The 18,795-nt window shown below is 60.6% G+C and carries 16 protein-coding genes; 9 read left to right on the plus strand and 7 right to left on the minus strand.

Annotated features, from left to right (window positions below; all coding sequences use genetic code 11):
- Positions 1–62: 62 nt before the first annotated feature.
- The 5 genes from ACESSC_RS07760 to ACESSC_RS07780 are packed head-to-tail and all read right to left on the minus strand — an operon-like array spanning position 63 to position 8,011.
- A complete protein-coding gene (locus tag ACESSC_RS07760; RefSeq protein WP_373162314.1) occupies positions 63–2,933 on the minus strand; it encodes an FtsW/RodA/SpoVE family cell cycle protein in 2,871 nt (956 codons plus the stop codon).
- Positions 2,934–2,949: 16 nt separating this feature from the next.
- Positions 2,950–4,728 (minus strand): Stp1/IreP family PP2C-type Ser/Thr phosphatase, encoded by a 1,779-nt coding sequence (locus ACESSC_RS07765; protein ID WP_373162316.1) that lies wholly within the window; start codon positions 4,726–4,728, stop codon positions 2,950–2,952.
- Positions 4,725–5,141 carry an FHA domain-containing protein gene (locus ACESSC_RS07770; RefSeq protein ID WP_055250779.1) on the minus strand — a complete coding sequence of 139 codons (417 nt, stop codon included), beginning with the start codon at positions 5,139–5,141 and terminating at the stop codon, positions 4,725–4,727. The genes ACESSC_RS07765 and ACESSC_RS07770 overlap by 4 nt, the downstream gene beginning before the upstream one ends.
- 6 nt (positions 5,142–5,147) lie before the next feature.
- Positions 5,148–6,161 carry an FhaA domain-containing protein gene (locus ACESSC_RS07775; protein ID WP_035136732.1) on the minus strand — a complete coding sequence of 338 codons (1,014 nt, stop codon included), beginning with the start codon at positions 6,159–6,161 and terminating at the stop codon, positions 5,148–5,150.
- On the minus strand, positions 6,158–8,011 hold the full coding sequence (locus tag ACESSC_RS07780) for a serine/threonine-protein kinase (RefSeq protein WP_373162319.1): 1,854 nt from the start codon (positions 8,009–8,011) through the stop codon (positions 6,158–6,160). The genes ACESSC_RS07775 and ACESSC_RS07780 overlap by 4 nt, the downstream gene beginning before the upstream one ends.
- 441 nt (positions 8,012–8,452) lie before the next feature.
- Between ACESSC_RS07780 and ACESSC_RS07785 the strand changes: the two genes are divergently transcribed.
- The 6 genes from ACESSC_RS07785 (at position 8,453) to ACESSC_RS07805 (ending at position 14,293) form a co-directional block, all read left to right on the plus strand.
- On the plus strand, positions 8,453–10,594 hold the full coding sequence (locus tag ACESSC_RS07785; protein WP_270226311.1) for a helix-turn-helix transcriptional regulator: 2,142 nt from the start codon (positions 8,453–8,455) through the stop codon (positions 10,592–10,594).
- A gap of 109 nt (positions 10,595–10,703) precedes the next feature.
- Positions 10,704–11,216, plus strand: a complete 513-nt coding sequence (locus ACESSC_RS09795) for a DUF2712 domain-containing protein (protein ID WP_148315808.1) — start codon at positions 10,704–10,706, stop codon at positions 11,214–11,216.
- A 53-nt stretch (positions 11,217–11,269) separates the two neighbouring features.
- The gene (locus ACESSC_RS07790; protein WP_055250774.1) at positions 11,270–12,151 is read left to right on the plus strand and encodes an ABC transporter permease; all 882 of its coding nucleotides are present in this window, start codon (positions 11,270–11,272) and stop codon (positions 12,149–12,151) included.
- Positions 12,152–12,189: 38 nt separating this feature from the next.
- Positions 12,190–12,987, plus strand: coding sequence for a DUF2705 family protein (locus ACESSC_RS07795; RefSeq protein WP_147350643.1), 798 nt, complete (start codon positions 12,190–12,192; stop codon positions 12,985–12,987).
- Positions 12,984–13,628: an ATP-binding cassette domain-containing protein gene (locus tag ACESSC_RS07800; RefSeq protein WP_055250770.1), complete on the plus strand. Its 645-nt coding sequence runs from the start codon at positions 12,984–12,986 to the stop codon at positions 13,626–13,628. The genes ACESSC_RS07795 and ACESSC_RS07800 overlap by 4 nt, the downstream gene beginning before the upstream one ends.
- Before the next feature lie 5 nt (positions 13,629–13,633).
- Complete coding sequence (locus tag ACESSC_RS07805) at positions 13,634–14,293, plus strand: DUF5028 domain-containing protein (RefSeq protein ID WP_118080276.1); 660 nt, start codon at positions 13,634–13,636, stop codon at positions 14,291–14,293.
- A 74-nt stretch (positions 14,294–14,367) separates the two neighbouring features.
- Here ACESSC_RS07805 and ACESSC_RS07810 read toward each other — a convergent pair whose 3' ends face one another.
- The gene (locus ACESSC_RS07810) at positions 14,368–15,093 is read right to left on the minus strand and encodes a hypothetical protein (protein WP_373162324.1); all 726 of its coding nucleotides are present in this window, start codon (positions 15,091–15,093) and stop codon (positions 14,368–14,370) included.
- Between the two features lie 115 nt (positions 15,094–15,208).
- Between ACESSC_RS07810 and dnaX the strand changes: the two genes are divergently transcribed.
- The 3 genes from dnaX to ACESSC_RS07825 are packed head-to-tail and all read left to right on the plus strand — an operon-like array spanning position 15,209 to position 18,257.
- Complete coding sequence (gene dnaX, locus ACESSC_RS07815; RefSeq protein ID WP_373162326.1) at positions 15,209–17,677, plus strand: DNA polymerase III subunit gamma/tau; 2,469 nt, start codon at positions 15,209–15,211, stop codon at positions 17,675–17,677.
- A 54-nt stretch (positions 17,678–17,731) separates the two neighbouring features.
- On the plus strand, positions 17,732–17,992 hold the full coding sequence (locus tag ACESSC_RS07820; protein ID WP_099432547.1) for a hypothetical protein: 261 nt from the start codon (positions 17,732–17,734) through the stop codon (positions 17,990–17,992).
- The gene (locus ACESSC_RS07825; protein ID WP_117757924.1) at positions 17,985–18,257 is read left to right on the plus strand and encodes a DUF4160 domain-containing protein; all 273 of its coding nucleotides are present in this window, start codon (positions 17,985–17,987) and stop codon (positions 18,255–18,257) included. The genes ACESSC_RS07820 and ACESSC_RS07825 overlap by 8 nt, the downstream gene beginning before the upstream one ends.
- A 25-nt stretch (positions 18,258–18,282) precedes the next feature.
- Here ACESSC_RS07825 and ACESSC_RS07830 read toward each other — a convergent pair whose 3' ends face one another.
- Positions 18,283–18,759: a hypothetical protein gene (locus tag ACESSC_RS07830; RefSeq protein WP_118258665.1), complete on the minus strand. Its 477-nt coding sequence runs from the start codon at positions 18,757–18,759 to the stop codon at positions 18,283–18,285.
- Positions 18,760–18,795: the final 36 nt, after the last annotated feature.

Genomic DNA, 18,795 nt, shown 5'->3' on the forward strand with positions numbered 1-18,795 from the left:
GGCGCGTTGTCGCTAGCTCATCGGCCGCGGCGCGCCATAAGTATCCGCTTTGATCATGGGCATCACGCTCCCTGTGCGGCGAGCGCCGCGGTCAGGACGATGCCGGCAATCTTGGCCGCCTCGACGTCGTGTTTGTCGTAATCCTCCAGGGCCACCGAGATGGCAACCGTGGGTGAATCGTAAGGTGCAAAGCCAACAAACATAGAGTTGACGTTGGTGCCGCCGATCTCGGCCGAACCGGTCTTGCCGGCAACCTTGACGCCCGGAATCTGGGCATCGGTGCCGGTGCCGGACTGGACGACGGCGAGCATGGCCTGCTTGACCTGGTCGGCCGTGGCAGAGCTGACAGCCTGGCCCAGCGAGCGGGACTGCGTGGTCTTAACCACAGTTCCGTCCGGGGCGAGTATCTGGGACACAAAGAACGGGTCCATGACGACGCCGCTGTTGGCGATAGCGGCAGCGATCACGCAATTCTGCATAACGGTGGTCTGCGGGCCAGGCGTGTGGTCCATACCGACGGGCTGGCCGGCGCCTGCCCAAGCGATCTCCCACTCGGTCATAAGCGACGGGTCGGCCATGATGGAAGCCGCGGTGGTCAGATCCTGACCGAGCTTTTGACCGTAGCCAAAGGCGTTGGCAAACTGGACGAGCGAGCTGGCACCGACCTCGTTTGCCACCTGGCCAAAGACGACGTTGGACGACACGGCGAAGGCCTGCTGCAGGCTGATGGTGCCGTAGCTCTCGTTGGCATAGTTGGTGACCGGCGCGTTGCCAATATCCATGGAGCCGGGCGCCTGGTACGTGCTGGTAAGGCTGGCGGTGCCGGTTTCGAGCGCCGCGGAGAGTGTGACGACCTTAAAGGTCGAGCCCGGGGTATAGAGAGCGTCCATGGCGCGGTCGTACATGGAGCCGTCCTCGCCACCGCCCGACTGCATCAGGGCATCGATGTTGGTGTTGTCATAGGTGGGCGAGCTTGCGCATGCGAGGACCGCGCCGGTGCGCGGATCCATAACCACCACGGCACCCTTAAAGCCCTTGAGTGCCTGCTCGGCAGCCGTCTGGATGCGCGAGTCGATGGTGAGCTTGGCGGTGTTGCCCGGTTGGTTTTGGCCCGCGAGCGACGCGAGGGCGTTGTCCCAGCTGGAGTAATCCTTGGAGCCGGTGAGCGTTTCGTTCATGACGCTCTCGACACCAGCGGTGCCGTACTGCTGGCTTACATAGCCCACCACGTGAGCGGCCATGTTTCCGTTGGGGTAGGAGCGGGCGTAGGTGCCGTCTTCCTGTTGCAGCGACTCGGCCAGCGTCACGCCGTCGGACGTGATGATGGAGCCGCGCTGGATGTACTTGGAGCGGGCGATGGTGTGGTTGTTGGTCGGCATGTCCTGATAGTCCTTGGCCTTGATGACCTGGACATAGGTGAGGTTGCCGATAAGGATGGCGAATAGTGCCGTAAAGGCGAGCACGGCGCGGGTCAGTCGATTGGCGAGCGCCACGCGGCCGAGCACACCGGATTCGGGCGTGTCGAGCAGGCGACGACGCATGCGCGAGCCGGCGGAGTGGCTGCCGCGGGCATACGAAGACGAAGTGGCGAAGCGCGTGCCAGCCGGGGAGGACGCCGAGGCGACCTGGTCGTCGGTGATGGCGGCCATGGTGCCGGTGCCGGTGAGCTCGGCCTCGCGACCGGTTGCCTCGTCACCGGCGCGCAGCAGCAGCGCGACGATGATAAAGCTTGCCAGCAGCGAGGAGCCACCCTGGCTCATAAAGGGCAGGGTGACGCCGGTCAGCGGGATCAGGCGGGTAACGCCGCCAACGATCAAGAACGCTTGGAAGCTGATAGCGGCCGTAAGACCGGTGGCGCTAAAGGCGGCAAGGTCGGACTTGGCACGGGCTGCCGTGGTCAGGCCACGTACGGCAAAGAGCATAAACAGGATAAGAACGGCGCCACCGCCCAAAAGGCCCATCTCCTCGCCGATAGCCGAGAAGATAAAGTCGGACTCGACGACGGGGATGTTGTTGGCCATGCCGTTGCCAATGCCGACGCCAACAAGGCCGCCGTCGGCCAGCGAGAAGAGGGACTGGACAATCTGGTAGCCCTGGCCCTGTGCATCCTTAAAGGGATCGGCCCAGATCTGGAAACGAACCTGGACGTGCGACAGGAACTTGTAAGCGCCCACGGCCCCCACGGCCAAGAGCACAAGGCCGATGATGACATACGAGAAGCGACCCGTGGCAACGTAGAGCATCAGCAAGAAGATGGTGTAGAACAGCAAGGCCGAGCCCAGGTCACGTTCGAAGACAACGACGAGCAGGCATACGCCCCAGACTGCGAACAGCGGCAGCAGCAGGCGCAGACGCGGAATCTTAAGACCCAAGATCTTGCGGTTGGAGATAGAGAGCAGTTCGCGGTTCTCGGCCAGGTAACCGGCTAGGAACAGCACGATAAAGACCTTGGCGAACTCGCCGGGCTGAATGGTAAAGCCGGCGATGCGAATCCACAGTTTAGAGCCCGAGATTGTGGTGCCGATAAAGATGGGCAGCATCAGCAAGATGATGCCGATGATGCCAAAGGTGTACTTGTAGCGCATGACCACGTCGAGGTTTTTGACCAGCGCAAGCGTACCCACCATCAACGCCACCGAGATAAACAGGATGACGAGCTGCGAGATGGCGAGCGTGGGCGCCAAGCGCGTCACAAACGTGATGCCAATGCCCGAAAGAACAAAGACGATGGGCAGGATGGCCGGGTCGGCGCCGGGTGCCAGAATGCGCACGGCGATATGCGCCGCGGCGAAGGCGGCAAAGAGACCGATCGGAACGGCAAGTGTCTCAAACGAGATGGCGGCGCCTGCGGTGAGCACGTACATCGCATACAGCAGGATGACGGGGAACGCCGAGGCGATGAGTAAGAGCAGTTCGGTATTACGGCGACTCATAAGCGGCACTCCCTTTCTAATTCTTATCGGAGGCTTCGGCCTCGGCGGACTGTTCGGCGGTATTCTCGGAATCCGATTCGGAGGTCGAACCCTGGTCGGTGTTATTGCGGATCGTTTGCGCGTCGATCACCTGACGGGTCTGCTCCTCGTCGATCTGATGGCGGTACTTGGAGATGGTGTCCTGTGCGTCGTCGATGCTCGTCTGCTGAATACCTGCCTTAAGGCGATTTTGTGTGTCTTCGGGCAGGTCGGACAGTTTGATGGTGGTCGTGCTGTCGAGCCAGTGCAGCTTAAGGCCGAGCGGCTTGCCGGGAATGCCCCGGTAGACCGCGACGGTGTCCTTGTAGGTGCCCAGGTAGTACGAGCCGGTGATGCCTGCGTAGGCCCAGATGGCTGCCGCCAGCACAAAAGCGATGCCCAGTACGGTGGCAATGGTGATGTTGCGGCGGCGGACGCGCTTTGCCTCGCGCATGACGCCATCGTCGACCAGGTCAACGACAAGCACGGTGACGTTGTCGTGCCCGCCGGCGACCAGTGCCGCGTCAACAAGGTTGTCGACGCAAATCTGCGCGGTCGAGGACTGCGTGGCGATGTTTTCGATATCGCTATCGGGAATCATGCTCGAAAGACCGTCCGAGCACAGGATCAGGCGGTCGCCTTCCTCGATATGCAGGGTAAAGTGGTCGGCATACATGGCGGGATCCGAGCCCAGCGCGCGGGTGATGACCGAGCGGTTGGGGTGGACGCGAGCCTCGTCTGCCGTAATCTCGCCGGCGTCCACGAGCTCCTCCACATAGGAGTGGTCGCGGGTCACGCGGATGAGCGTGCCCTCGTGGAGCAGATAGGCGCGCGAGTCGCCCACGTGGGCGATGGCGAGCATGTCGTTTTCGATATAGGCGCAGGTTGCCGTGCAGCCCATGCCGGGCTTGCCAAGCCCGTTGAGCGCAGCCTCGATGACCGCGGCGTTTGCAGCTTCGACGGCGGCCGCCAGTCGTGCGGCGTCGGCTGCCTGCGGCGCTGTCTTGGCAATGGTCTCGACGGCGATGGAGGAGGCTACCTCACCGGCGGCGTGGCCGCCCATGCCGTCGCATACGCAAAAGAGCGGCGATTGCACCAGATAGGAGTCTTCGTTATGCGGGCGCACACAGCCAACATCGGAGCGGGCGCCCCACATGAGCTGCGTGGTCGTGCCGGCGTCGTAGGTCGAGTCAGTCTCGACGCGCTCGTCGGTCAGCGGCTCAAAACTCATGGTCGAGCCGGGGTCCTTAAGCTTGGCCTCCACGGCGGCAACGTCAATCTCGGCCGTATCGCCGGGCGAGACGGTGTCGGCATCGTTGCTCGGGTCGTTGACGTTGGGCGTGGCGGGCTCTTCGGTTGTACGGTCGACAGGCTCGTCGTCTTGCGGGGCGACGGCTGCAGGCTCGGACGCTGCGGCGGGTGCCGGCGCTACGGGAAACACCGGTGCCGCGGGCTCGGGAGCCGCAAATACCGCGGAGCTCTCGGTAATCGCCGTGGCGACGGGTTCGGCAAAGTGAGCCGGCGCGGGCGTGTCTTGCGGGACCGCGGGCTGCTCGGCAGCGGCGTGCACGCCGATGGGGGCGTTACCGCCGTCAGCGGCGTTCTCGTCGTCGGTCAGCGTTGGATATTCTTGCGTTACATGCGAAAGAGGCAGGGAGAACACGGTGTCCTCGGGTTCCACGGGCACAGGGCCCGCCGGGGCGGCATGAGCCGGCGCGGCCGCGGGGGCGGCCGACGTCTCGGACATGGTTGCGGACTTGTTCTCCTCGTCGATCATCGACGGTTCACCTTCATGACCACGTCGCCAATCTGGACTTCGTCGCCCTCGCGCAGCGTTGCGGGCTCCACCAGCTGGCGGCCGTTGACGAGCGTGCCGTTAAGCGAGTTGAGGTCCTCGATAATAAGTGCCGGGCCCTGCAGCGAAAAGCGCGCATGCGAGGCCGAGACAAACGGTTCGTTGATGCAGATGTCCGACGACGGCGAACGGCCGACGATGACGGGGCCGAGCATATCCACGTGGATGCCGCGGATGCCGCGCGGGCCCTTGTCCACATCGATCGTCCAGATGGCCGAGTCGCGGCGCTGGCCGCGGACGAGCCCCACGCCGGTCTTCATGACGGCAAACAGGAAGATATAGAGCAGGACGACCAGGACAATGCGGCCTGCAAACAGGACGATATCGATGTTCATAAGAGACTATCCCCTAAATTCAAAGGTGCTCAGGCCAAACGTCAGCAGATCGCCGTTGCGCAGCGGGCAGCGCGTAATGCGGCGGTTGTTGACGAGCGTGCCGTTGGTGGAATTGAGATCCTCGATCGACCAATCCGAGCCCGTAAAGGTGAGCTGGGCGTGGCGGCGCGACACGTTGGGGTCGCGCAGGGCAATATCGGAAACCGAGCGCTCGCGACCGATAGTCACCTGTGCGGAGGTGATGCTATGGCTCTCGCCGCTCACGACGTCGACGAGCTGGGCGAGCGGGCGCTGCGGGGCGCGAGTGCTCGCCATGTTGGAGGCGATGCCGGCTGCGGCGCCTAGGCCCACGGCGGCACCGGTCGCGGCGGCTCCGCCCATGCCGGCAAGCGCGTCGCGCGAGACGGTCTGCGGCACCGGGATGGGTGCTGCGGCGGGGTCGGGGACGCTAGGCGCGAAGGGGTCTGCCACGGCAAGCGGGTCGGGAGCGGCGGCGCGAGGCGTCGGCTGCTGCTGGGGCATGGCGGCGGGGCGCTGCTGCTGCGGGGCAGCAAACTGCTGCTGGCCGGCGCGCGGGGCGCTGGCGGCACGGCTTGCCGCGGAGTTGTTTTGGCCCAGGCCGTTTTGATAGGCGCGCTCTTCTTCGTACAGGCGGCCGAGCGTGGGGGCATCGACGTTCTCGGCAAAGACCGAGAACTTGCCGGCGCGCAGCTGCGGATCGATCATAAAGCGAACGAGGGGCTCGCCGACAAAGACGTAGCGGCGCTTTTCGGCCTGCGCTTTCACAAACTCGCGGACCTCGCGCGAAAGCTCGGGATAGAACGGGGCGAGCATGGGATCGTCGTCGGCGGCAATCAGGATGGTATAGAGCGCCGGCGCGGTGTTGACGCCGTTGATCACCAGAGTCTGATCCTCCATGTCGCGAGCGGCCTGCTTGGCAAGCTTCTTAAAGGAGAACGGGGCACGGGTGGCACCGAAGATGCCGGCCACGTGGTCCTCGAAGATGTTCAGGAAGTTCACGAAAGATCACTCTCCGTATAGGTTCTTTGGTATCCGAGCAAATAAAGGCATATCCCGACGATTATAGAGGATAGGATTCCCGTAACCGCTGCCTTGGCGACGACCGGGCCCGCAAGGCTGGCAATTTCCATATGGTGTGCAAGACAAAACGATACGGCCGAGCCGATGCCGGCGACGGCAATTGCGACGATGGCGGCAAGGTTCGATCCCTGCTCGGCGCGCTTGGCATGAGCATTGAGCAGCAGCGATGTTGCCGCGGCTATTGCTGCAACCAGCACGATTGCAGCGAGAAGGAGCGCGTCTCCCAGCGCTGCGACGACATTGCTAAGCCCCAGTACGCCTCCCGCAGAGAGAGCCGCTGCGGCAAGGCGGGCAAAGAGTGCGCCCATGCCCGTGGCCGCCGCTGCGCTTGCCGGGCCGAGCCAAAACGCCGCGATGCTCGTGGCGGCTCCGGCGGCAAGGAGGGCGTCGCCGGTTAGGCAACCCAGCGCAAGCGCGCAGGTGAGCGTCGCGCTCGCAGCCGCCTCGGTGCGTCCCCAAGCAATCCACCAACCGGACGTGGCAGCGGCAAAAATGACCGCGACCGGCAGCATCGACAGGATGCCCTGCGCCTGCATGGTGGCGTTGGCCATGAGCACCAAAAAGCCCACGGCCGAGATGGCCGAGCCAATCTGCGGGGCCAAGCCTGCCGCCGCGCCAATGGCGACGGCCGCCACGACCAGCCCGGGAAGCGTCGCGACGCCGGCTGTCTGCATAAGCAAAAAGCTGAAGGCTCCGCATGAGAGCGCCGAGATGCCGCGCATGGTGTAATTGTGTGCGCGGCCCCAGCGCGTGCCCGCCCAGCCAAGCGCGGGGTCGACCTCGACGGTGTCATCCTCGTAGCTCGATGGCTCGATATCATCTGCCGCGCACTCGTCACTCGAAAGCTCGCCTACCATCTGCTCCAAGCTGCGACGGCCTTCGCGCACGCTCCCCAAGCCGGCAAGGAGTCGGTCGCAGAATGCCTCGATGCTATCGGGGCGGTCTTGCGGCATGGGGGAGAGAGCGCTCATGAGCGCCGCCTCGGCCCCCGGGGGAAAGTGAGGGATCAGTTCGCTGGGATAGGTGGCGCCGCCGATGATGCGGTCGAGCGAGTCGGCAGGCGTGGCCGCCATAAAGGGGGCACTGCCGCACAGGCCCTCGTAGATCACGCAGGCAAGGGCAAAGACATCGGCACGTTCGTCGACCGTGCCGGTCTCGATATCGAGCTGCTCGGGCGGCATGTAGCCGATGGTGCCGCCGCGCGATCCGCCAAAGCCGCCGGCGGACGACAGCCGCGCCATGCCAAAGTCGGTGATCTTTACATTGCCCGAATGGTCGATAAGCACATTGGCGGGCTTTATGTCCAGATGAAGCACGCCGTTTGCATGGGCAAAGGTGAGTGCCTGACCCAGCGCGTCGGCAATGGCCGCGGCCTCGTCAAAGGTGAGCGAGTGGCCGTCCACGCGATGCAAAAACTCGGCCAACGACATACCGTCGACATACTCCATGACCAGGTAGGCATAGGCGGTGTCGTGCGTAAAGTCGATAACCTGCACGATATTGGGATGTTGAAGCATGGCGGCGGTATGCGCCTCGCGCAGCACGTCCATGATGTCGCTGGCGGGCATGCCGGCGCCGTTGATAAGGGGGATGCGCTTAATGGCCACGCGACGGCGCAGATGCGTGTCGCGGCAAATCTCGATGGAGCCAAAACCGCCGGTCGCAAGCGTCTCGAGCGGCTGGTACCGCTTGAGCAGCTCGCGAGAGCTAGTGCCCTCCAAGGGAACGTCCGGCGAGAACCGGGCGGTATGTTGCGAGAAAAGCGGCATGGCCAACCCTCGTGCGTTTAAAGTTCGTTTGCGAGCGGCGGGCGCGGGGCCGAGCCGTTCGCGGTGGCATAGATGCTGCTAGTGTAGCACGCTCAGGCGGATGGCGAGGATGGCGGGATGCGAGGCTGCCTGTCTGGCTTGGCCTTCGTCTCGACCCATCCGGAAAGCGCGCCCCAGTTTGCGGCCAAATACTGGGACACGCTTTCCGAATGGGGTGTGCTGCGGAAACTGCGTCCCAGAATATTGACTCAGAACGGGATACAGTTTCCAGATCGACGCTCAAAAGGAAACCGCATCCCGCTTTGATGCGGGGACTGCGGACAAAAGCTGAACCGTGATCTGGCTCGGATTGGAGTTCGCCTGAATCGTTGATGCTGGCTGGTGTGGGCGTGGAGATAAACGAGCAGCCCGAGCGATATAATGACACGCTATGGAGGTCATATGCTCTTTTCCCGCTGTTCTGCCACATCTGCTTTCGCCATTGCGCTCGTCGTAATGGCGGTTACCCCTTATCACCGGTTTTCATCTTCAATCGGCTTGGCATCAGGTGCAATGACCTGGCTCGTTATCCTTGGCGCATGCCTCGCGGCGTTTGGTCATGGTGTTGCGCTCCGCAAGGGGAGAGAAATAAGACGGCCGGGTCGCCTTGGCGTCTTCGGTGTTTTCCTTGCTGCTATTGCGGTGGTTCCCGAATGGGTCGACTTGGCCTTCTATGCTCGCGGAGATTCTATTCCAATCGTGTTTGCACCAATCTGGTTGTTGCATCGTGTTTCGTGTGCCTTGTGCTTCACTGGGTCGTTGCTCCTCTCATATGTAATTTGGGATACGGCGGGCTCTCCTTTGATACGGGGGGCGGCGCGGGACGGCGAAAGGGGGACCCGCCGATCGCAGAGCACGCTTTTTGCAGAAACAATAGTTGTCCTGTCGTGCCTGCTGTTTTGCTGTCGAATTTCATGGAGAGTCGTTCCCGAGCCATGGGGGATGCCCTCTGTAACGGCCGCATCAATTGGCCTCGTGCTTTTAATTCCGCTGGTCTATCTCGTATTGGCTGCGGTCCCGCTGCTTTGCTGTCCCCGCGCCTTTGGTCGGGGGCAGGGCGACGTGTTTGCCCGTTCTGTGCTTGTAGCAGTTCCCATTGGCCTTGTTCCGGCTGTCGAGGTGGCATACTTTGCAAGCGATGCCGCAGTCATTGCATCACTGTCGATGGGGTCCGCTATTGCTGTTGCCGCCTTCGTATGCACATTGCTAAGGGAGAAACGGGACAACAATTCGGATACCCCTCGCACGTCCGACCCATTCGATGCGGGGGTGTTTTCCCCTGCCCTGTCGCCTCGAGAAGAGCAGTTTGTTCGACTGCTGCTCAAAGGGAAAACGCCGGCGGAAATTGCCAGGGAGACGGGTACGAAGCCATCGACGGTGCGAACAACGCTTCACCGAGCATACGGGAAGGCATCGGTTGCGGGCTCACGCGAGCTCGTGGCATTGTTTGCGGGTGAGGGTGATGCTACAGGGCCTGGTCTGCTGCAGCGGCATGCTGGTGATATGTTGACATCAGTTCGGACGCGCCGGCTGTTTCGATACCTGCTCACAACATTTTTTATCCTCCTTGCGGCGGGCCCCTTGGTAATGGCGGATAGCGATTGGGGATCCGGTGTTTCGCGGGCAGTCGCCTTTTCTCTCGCAAGCTATGCATTGGGTCTCGGACTGCTTCTGTCGCTGCACTACGCGGGTGAAAAACTGAATCGTGAAGTTGCGCTGACTAGAACGGATGGGGCGATTGGGCTCGGAAGCCCGTGCGTATGGGCGGTGCTGTCTGCCGTGGAATGGTCTTTTGTCTATATCGCGGCATGGAGGTGTATATGCGATCCGTTGATGGCTGCGCCGGTCCTGCTGTGCGGCGTGGCATCTACGGTCTCGCTCGCTGTTGGGCTGCGTCCGTTTAAGGTGCATGCCCGTGTCCGGGCTATCGTGCCGTTGGTGTCAATAGGTGCGGCTACTTTAATCCATGCGGCCACTAGGGGGCGAATCCATGGGTTCGCGGTGCTGACGGGGATGTTGCTCACATACATAGTGCTGCGTAGCTGCCCGCAGCGCAAAATGCTTGGGATATGGATGCTTTGCTTTGGGGCGGCGGCTCCTGTCTGGGTTGTCTTGCTCAACATGGTGCAGGATCTGACGGTTTTCGAGCCTCTGTTCCTTGCGTCGTTGCTGGGGCAAAGTTCGGCCGTCAATGTCGTCGTGGCAACGGTGATTGTTTGCTGGTCTGTGCCCATGCTCGTTACGCACATCGTGCTCGTACGCTCGGTTGAGGACGAGAAGGCCGTCTTGAAGTACCGTGCGAACGGGTCCACCGAAGCAGCTCACGTGCGCCGGCTGGCTCTGCTTACGTCGCGCGCCCTGTCCGATGTTCAGGCCCGAATATTGTTGATGACGGCAGAGGGCACAACGACAAAGACCATTGCGCAGGATGTCGGTTACGCTGCATCTACGGTGCAAGCGCTGCGATCCGCGTCCTATCGCCAGTTGAAGATCAAGAACAAAGCAGAGCTTATTTCATTGTTATCGCAGGTAGATAACGTGTAAACGCCTGGATTATCAACTCAATAGCGAGTGTTTACAGACATCTTTCTCCATTCATGCAAAGGTTGCTGTGCGTCGACGCATTGTTAGCCGCTTTTGATTGGAGAAGGCCATGATTAAGCCAAGGAGCGCTATTACTCGAATCGGAGTCGGGTTGGCGATTGCTGCGGGTCTGTCCCTAGGGGTTCCCGCTGCATCGTTCGCGCAAGAGGAGTTTGACACCTCTCAGGTTTCTAGCATTACTCAAAACGCCGATACGGGAATTACGACCTGTACGAACAATGCCGATAGGGCATTTAGTTTTCAATGTGCCGGGACGAGTGCAACTGGCTACCGTCAAAAGGATGATTCCTCATCGCTCTATCTGGATATCCAGGGCTATACGGGAAATCCGCTTCGGTTATATACAGACGGTGCGTATAACACAAGCGGTAGCGGCAGCATGAATTGTACTCAGGGAACGTATCGTTCGAATCACAAGGGACAGTGGGAAATGTATAACCTCGTCCGTGAGAACGGGCGATCTGCGGCGCGACTGACTGCATGGGCGGAGTCTGGCTACGGCACTGTTATTGGTGTATGGAGCCCCGACTGCGTCGGGCATTTCCGCAAGCTTCCCGCATAGTTGTTTTAAATGGCTCCCTCCGGCTTTCTGGGTCGGAAGGGGGAGGAGTACGTATGAACCAAAAGCTCGCAAGATACGAACTGTCGAAAACGATAAGACGTCCAGCTTTTATCTTTGCTCTCTTGATTGCAGTCGCAGTTGCAATAGTTGCCGCGCTGGAGCCGTGGGCAAATTTGGAAAAAGAACGTCACAACCTTCTTTCTTTTGGTTACGGCGTTGGCATGCAAGCCAAAAATTATCTCGGTCAAACACGTGAAAGCAGCTTCGGTAACTGGATTGTTGTGAGCGCGAACGCGCCGCTGTCTGCGTCGGTGTTTTTCTATGCACTGCCCCTGCTTGCAATGTTGGCTGGATCTTGGTCGTGCCTCTTTGAGCGTTTGAGTGGTTATGACATGCAGATATGCACGCGCGTTTCCAGAAAGGCGTACGTGAACGTAAAGATGCTGTCTGCTTTCCTCTCCGCGTTTACAGTGACTGCCATTCCTCTGCTCGTCAATTTCCTGATCGTCTCGATGCTTTTTCCTGCGTATCTTCCTCGGGTCGATGAGTCGACTTACGTAGGACTTTACCTGCATAGCTACTTCTCCGGTCTATTTTATTCGCATCCTTTGTCGTATGTGCTCGCATACACGCTGTTCGATGCTGTCACGCTCGGGACTTTATCCATGGCTGTAACTGGCTTCTCAATTTTGTTTCGTAGCAGAATCAAAGCGATAATTGTCCCGTATCTGCTAATGGTTGCGTGGCATTTTGCAAATGGCTGGATCTTCGGCGTAATGGCTTGCGTGGGGTTTAACTGCAATATCCTCAACAGCATCAGGTCGGAATCGCTGAATAACTGGCCAGACATTCGAGCCGGTTTTGCGGAAATCATATTATTGACCCTTGCTTCGTTGGCTTTTTCTGGGGCGTGGAAAAGGCGGGAGATGGTCTGATGCTGTTTAGGCTGGTCGCCGCGGACCTGAGGACCGTTTTGAAGAAGAACATCATTACCTTTATTGCGATTGCAGCAGTGACCGTTGCGAACCTGGTGTACGCCTACGGATTGTCTTCTGTGTATGGGGTCAGGACGGATACCTTGGGGTTTGCGGACAATCTTGCGCTCGTGTTTGCCGGATCTGCTCCGTTTGAGCCTAGGCCCGGGGTCATGTTTGTGCCTCCGCTAGGATGGCTATTTCTCATTCTGCTTATTCTCTATACAACACTCGATTATCCCGCCGAATCGTTGCACGGGTTTGGTTTGCAAACGCTTGTCCGATGCCGGGCGAGAACCCTTTGGTGGGTCTCGCGTTTTATCTCAGTAACGGCAATAACGGCATTTTCGCTGCTTGTGGTGGTTTGCTCTGTTGTGATTTGGAGCTTGATGGTGAGCGCCTCGTTCAGCGCGGTCATCCATGGCGAGTCGCTTCAGCTGGCTAATTTGGCGCCGTGGTTTCTCAAAGTGGGCGAGGCGGATGCGCTGCCGTTTTTCATAGGTCTCTTTTTTGCTTTTGAGGCGCTTGCGTTTGCACAGGCAGCGGTTGGGTTTGTGCTTGGGCCGTCAGCCTCATTTGCGGTTGTAATGAGCTACCTGATCTGTTCGGCATATGCGCGGCATTGGGCGCTGCTGGGAAATGCCTTGATGCTGTTGCGCTGGGGTGGAATCGTCAAAGAAGGAATTGCGACGGGCTCGAGTGGCTTGTTTTCAATTGTGATTATGTCGTTATGTCTATCGTTGGGTGGACTGTGGTTTCGAAAGGCCGACCTTATCGAAAAGAGGGACAAGATATGAGCGTGATCGTTAGGGACGTATCGAAGCGCATGGGCAAAAACGATGTCCTGCGCAACGTGTCTATCGAGGTTGACCCTGGGACTGTGGTCGGGCTTCAGGGGATAAACGGTTCGGGCAAGACCATGCTTATGCGAGCGGTCTGCGGATTGATTAGACCCACCGAGGGCGAAATCATTATCGATGGTCAAAGACTTGGGGCTGATATCTCGTTTCCGCCGAGTCTTGGGATGTTGATAGAGGCTCCTTCCTTTTTAGGATATCTGTCTGGCTACGACAATCTGGAACTCATAGCTCAAATCAAGGGCGTTGCCACCCCCGAGGACATTCGCTCCGCCCTGCGGCTCGTGGGGCTCGATGCAGACGAAAAAAAGAAGTTCCGAGCATACTCGCTTGGGATGAAGCAGCGTCTGGGGATAGCTGCGGCGATTATGGAAAAGCCGAAGCTGCTTGTTCTCGATGAACCAACAAATGCCCTCGACGAAGCGGGCGTTGAAATGCTCAAGCGTGTTGTGGCGATGGCGGCATCAACGGGTCGCGAGGTTCTTCTGTCTAGCCATGACGGAGAGGTGCTCGAGGAGCTGGCCGATCGGGTTTACTGCATGCGCGACGGTGCCGTTGTGGAAGTTCGGGAAAGGTCGTGAGCGCGATGAAGAAGACCCTGTGGACGAGAAGATCGGCGCTCGCGCTTTTTTGCTGTGCTGCTACCGGCCTTGCGGGCATGAGGGTGAGCGTCGTTAACAGGAATCGGACAGTCATTCCTGAGAAATATTACGCGGAGGGCGAATGGCTCTCGATGGATGGAGCGTTTCTGGGATCGAAGGATGTGGTGACTGATGGGTATTCGTTTTGCATAGATGGAGCAGAACTACTCACGCCGCGCGAGTATCTCAAACGAGCGCATGACGATTATTCAAAATATGGCACCGTGGATACGAAAACGAGACTGAAGGATGCCGACATCACGTGCGTTATCGCCGTAAAGATGCGTGTCAGAAATAGGGATAATATCGACGGTGGAATCAAAGCGTATGTTTGGCATCTGGTTCCGGAGTCTGCGCCAAACTATGATTTTGTAGTCAATACCGATCTGATAACGCAAGCCATGCCGGTCCTTGGCGGCTCTGCTGCGTTTGCCGTGGAGGTTGGGGCAGAAAACGAGTTGCTCGTCCCATTTATGATGCAAAACACCAACGACTATTTCGAAGATTATGAAACCGTCCGTTTTGAGAAAGCGTTTCCCGGAGCCTATACGATGAAGATGACCGATCTGCCGGAGCGGAGGCTCTTAAGGTTTGAAGTGAAGTAACTCGAAGGTCCTGTTGGGGGAGCCTCATCCTACGCTGAAGCGGGATGAGATTCCCTTCGCAGTGGCGCTCGGCCCTAGCGCTTCTTCTTGCTCTTCTTCTGCTTGCGCCGCTTGCCCTTGTCGCCCTGGGGCTTGTCGGCTTTGTCGCCCTGCTTGGCTTCGGCTGCGGCCTTCTCGGCCTTCATCTTCTTGCGTTTGGTCTCGATGCGCAGCTTTTTGTTGATGCGCGCCTTGAGGAAGGAGCCAAACTGCTCGGCATCACCACGCACAAAGGTGTCCTTAGGGATCGTCACGCCCTGGTCGGCGAACATGGCGACAAAGATGCGCTCGCCGTCGAGCACGTGGTCGAGCTTTTCAAACGGGAAGAACTGCGACTTGCCGCTCTTGCCCCATACCATCAGTCCGTCCTCGTTGGCGGCGACGCGGCGGTAGCGGCCGCCCATGGACTCGTCTGCCTCGACGGCTTCGATAAAGTCGCGCGCGAGCGTATGGTGCAGGTTTTTGCTCCACCAGGCCAAAAAGGCGCCGAACACGATCAGGACGACGCCGAACTTGATCCAGCTGCCGCCGGCCACCAGCATGCCAATACCCAGCAGGGCGGCAATGGCGGCGGCGACATACAGCGAGCCGCGGCGCCTGGGCGAGGCAACCAAGCGGGCGAAATCGGTGACGAGGTCGTTTTCGTACTGATACTCGTTAAGGTACAGGATGCCGTCATCGGCTGCTGCCTGCGCCTCGAGCGCGACCTCGACCTGGTCGGCTGCTTCGGAGGGAACGAGGTTGCTCTCTGCGTCTGCCATGCTCTTTGGACTCCTATCGCGGCGGGCTCGCCGTACGGGTTATTATGGATGCAGTATGCCGTGCGACCGCATGGTCGTCGCGGCAACAAGACTCAGTATACCCGGGGGAGCACCCATGGAATCGTTGTACCGAAAGTATCGCCCGCTCACCTTCGACTCCGTGGTGGGCCAGCAGCATATCGTCTCGACGCTCGAGCACGCCATCACCGAGGGGCGCCTGTCCCACGCGTACCTGTTCTGCGGACCGCGCGGCACGGGCAAGACCACCATGGCGCGCATCCTTGCCAAGGCGCTGCTGTGCCGCAATGCCGAGGCGGCCCGCGCCGAGGGCGCGAGCGGCTGCATGCCCGACGGCACCTGTGAGGAGTGCGAGCTCATCGCCGAGGGCAACCACCCAGACGTCTACGAGCTCGATGCCGCAAGCCGTACCGGCGTAGACAATGTGCGCGAGGAGATCATCAACTCCGTCAACTTTGCCCCGGTGCGCGGCAAGTACAAGATCTATATCATCGACGAGGTCCACATGCTCACGACGGCGGCGTTCAACGCGCTGCTCAAGACGCTCGAGGAGCCGCCGGCACACGTGATTTTTGTGCTGTGCACCACCGACCCGCAAAAAATTCTGGAGACCATCCTCTCGCGCTGCCAGCGTTTCGATTTCCACCGCATCGGTAACGAGGATATCGAGCGCCGCCTGGCATACGTGTGCGAGCAGGAGGGCTTCGACTACGACGACGAGGCGCTTGCCATCGTGGCACGCCATGCCAAGGGCGGCATGCGCGACGCGCTCTCCACGCTGGAGCAGCTGAGCGTCTTTGGCAACGGCACCGTGCATGCGGACGATGCCCGCTCGCTTTTGGGCGAAGTTTCGGACCAGATTCTGGGCGAGTTTGCGCGCGCCATTGCCGATCGTGATGTCGCCGATCTGTATGGGCTTATTCGCGCGCAGGTCGAGGAAGGCAACGATCTGCTGGAACTGACGCGCGACCTGGTGGCGCATGTGCGTGACGTGTACGTTGCCTGCGTTGCCGGTGCCCGTGCCGAGCTGTTTGAGGGCGGCTCCGAGCAGGCCGAGGCGCTTGCTGCCGAGGCCGCTGCCTTTGGCGAGCATCCTGCCGACCGCCTGGCCCGTGTGCTGACAGTGCTCGACGATGCCGCACTGGAGATGAGGGGCGCGAGCGACGTGCGCCTGGTGCTCGAGATCGCCTGCACGCGCCTGGCACGTCCCGAGGCCGATCTGACCATTGAGGCCCTGGCCGAGCGTGTAGCACGCCTGGAGGCCATGGTTGCCAACGGCGCCGTGCCGGCGAGCGTGGCTGCTGCTCAGGCTGCCGCGCCTGCAACATCCGCCCCCGCTGCTGTCCAGCAGCCGACGCTCATTTCGGGCGCCCGTGCTGCCGCTCCTGCGGCGACCGCCGCCCCCGCTGCTACGTCCGCGCATCAGGGCGGCATGCCTTGGGACCGCGGCGCTGCTGTTCCGGCTGCCCAGCCTGCGCCCAAGTCCGCGGCTCCGGCTCCTGCGCCCAAACCTGTAACGCCTGCACCTCAACCCGTTGCGGCTTCGGCTCCCGCGCCTGCCACCGTTCCGGCACCTAAGCCCCAGTCCAACAATGCCGCCCAGGTTGCCGCCGCCGGTGCTGCCGAGACGCCCGCGGTCGAGGATGCCGGTGAGCTCCAGCGCAAATGGGCCGAGGTCGTCGAACGCGTCAAGGCTCGTCAGGCCTCCTACGCAGGGCTTTTGCTCAATGCCCGCGCCACAGCAGACGACGGCTCCAAGCTCACGGTCTCGTTCCCCGCGGGCTCGACCTTTGCCATCAAGATGCTCGGACGCGCCGACACGCAGTCGGTGGTCCTGCCGACAGTCAGTGCGGTCTTCGGTCGTCGCATCGTCGACTACGTCCTGGATGGAGGTGGCACGCTGGCTCCTCAACATGAGGAGCATTCTCCATCTGCACGGGCTGCGGCATCTGCGGACCCGCAACCCGTGTCCTCGGCGGCCCCTGCATCCTCGAACGTCAGCGCGACGCAGCCAAAAGCGGCACCGGTAGCGGCACCGACCCCGTCGGCGCCTGAACCCGCTGCGCCCAAACAGGCTGCTCCGGTCCCCGCGCCCAAGCCCGCCGCCGCGCCTGCGCCCAAGTCATCCGACCTGGGCAAAGCCCCCTGGCTGCGCTCCGACAACCCCGCTGGCGCTCCTGCCACGGGCAAGCTCCCGACCGAGCCCGCACCCCGAGCGCCCGAGCGCGCGTCCGCTCCCAAGGCTCAGCCGTCTGCGCAGTCTGCACCGTGGGAATCCGAGCAGGTGCCCTACGATGACGCCATGGTCGGCGGCTTTGCAGGCGATGCGAGCGGGGACGATCTGCCTCCGTTCGACGTGCCGGGTGCGACGCCCGCGCCCAAGCCCGCTGCAACTGCCCCCAAAGAGGAGGACGCTCCTGCAGCTCCCTGGGAGTCCAACCCCGGCGCGGGCAGTCCCTTCGGCCATCAGGGCGCAGCCCCAAGCATCCCGCAGACCGAGGACGAGGCCAAAGCCCTCATCCGCAGCGTCTTCGGTCAGGCCACCATCTTCAAGCCGGTGGAGTAGCTGTACAGGCGGGTATACTGCTCAAGAAGAGACGTCTTTGAACGGAGCGAGCTTATGATGTGGGAATATGTCCGCCTTGAGGACGATACGCAAGTTTCGTATTCCGAAGTCCGTGAGGACAATACGGTGAAGGTCGTTGTGGAGCGCCCACGCGATTGGGGTTTTGACACGGCGGAGTGCATCTTGCCGGCGTTCAATTGGGTGTCGCACGAGGGCTTTAGCGAAGCAGACCTCAAAGAACTCGATGATTTTGTACGCAACAATGCCCCGCTCATCCTGCGTTTTGCTTACGAAGGCGGACGGGTCTATGCCTAGTCTTTTCCGACTCGGGCCGTACATCATCTTTTTCTGGACAGGGGAGAACGGCGAGCCCGTCCATGTTCATATCGCGGTCAAGCGCCCCACCGCCGAGGCGACCAAGATATGGCTTACCCGCTCCGGCGGATGCAAGCTGGCCCATAACAAGGGCGATATTCCTGCTCGGGATTTACGCGATATCATGCAGTTTGTTTCATCTAACCATGCGCTGATTTGCAAACGCTGGAAAGAAACAACCGGTGGGCTGTCGTTTTACTGTTGAGAATCGCTTGCTGGGCTTAGGACCCCTAGCCCTTTAGGGGCTCTTTATCCGGGCGCATTTGAATTTCGGACATGTGTAGCGTGGTGCCGCGTGTCTCGCATTCGAGCAGGCAGATGCGTGACGGTCGGCCTAGGGTGCTGAGGTCGACACGATACGTCGCGCGGCTGTCCGTGTACTCGACTTGCTCGGCGTCGAGGGTTGCTCCGATTGTCAAGAAAGCGCCTGGTTCGGCACCGACAATCTTGGAGTCCTTTATCTTGACCTTGAACTCTTGGTAGAGGGACGGGCTGTTGTAGTAAATGGTTCGGGTTCCATCGGTGCACTCATCGGTCGCTTCCCATTTGACGGTGGGCTGGTCCGAGCTGGTTATCAGCAGTTCTGCTCCAAAGGCTATAGCATGGGTGATGACAACCAGTAATGCCCAGCCGACAAAGAGATAGAGAACCACATATGCAACGGGGTGTTTTGAGCGGATGTTTTGGAGCGCGTCGGGGGCATTCATGGGGGCACCTCCAAATTGCTGTCTGTGACGATCAAA

Source organism: Collinsella aerofaciens (genome assembly GCF_964243765.1).
Lineage (GTDB): Bacteria > Actinomycetota > Coriobacteriia > Coriobacteriales > Coriobacteriaceae > Collinsella > Collinsella aerofaciens_BU.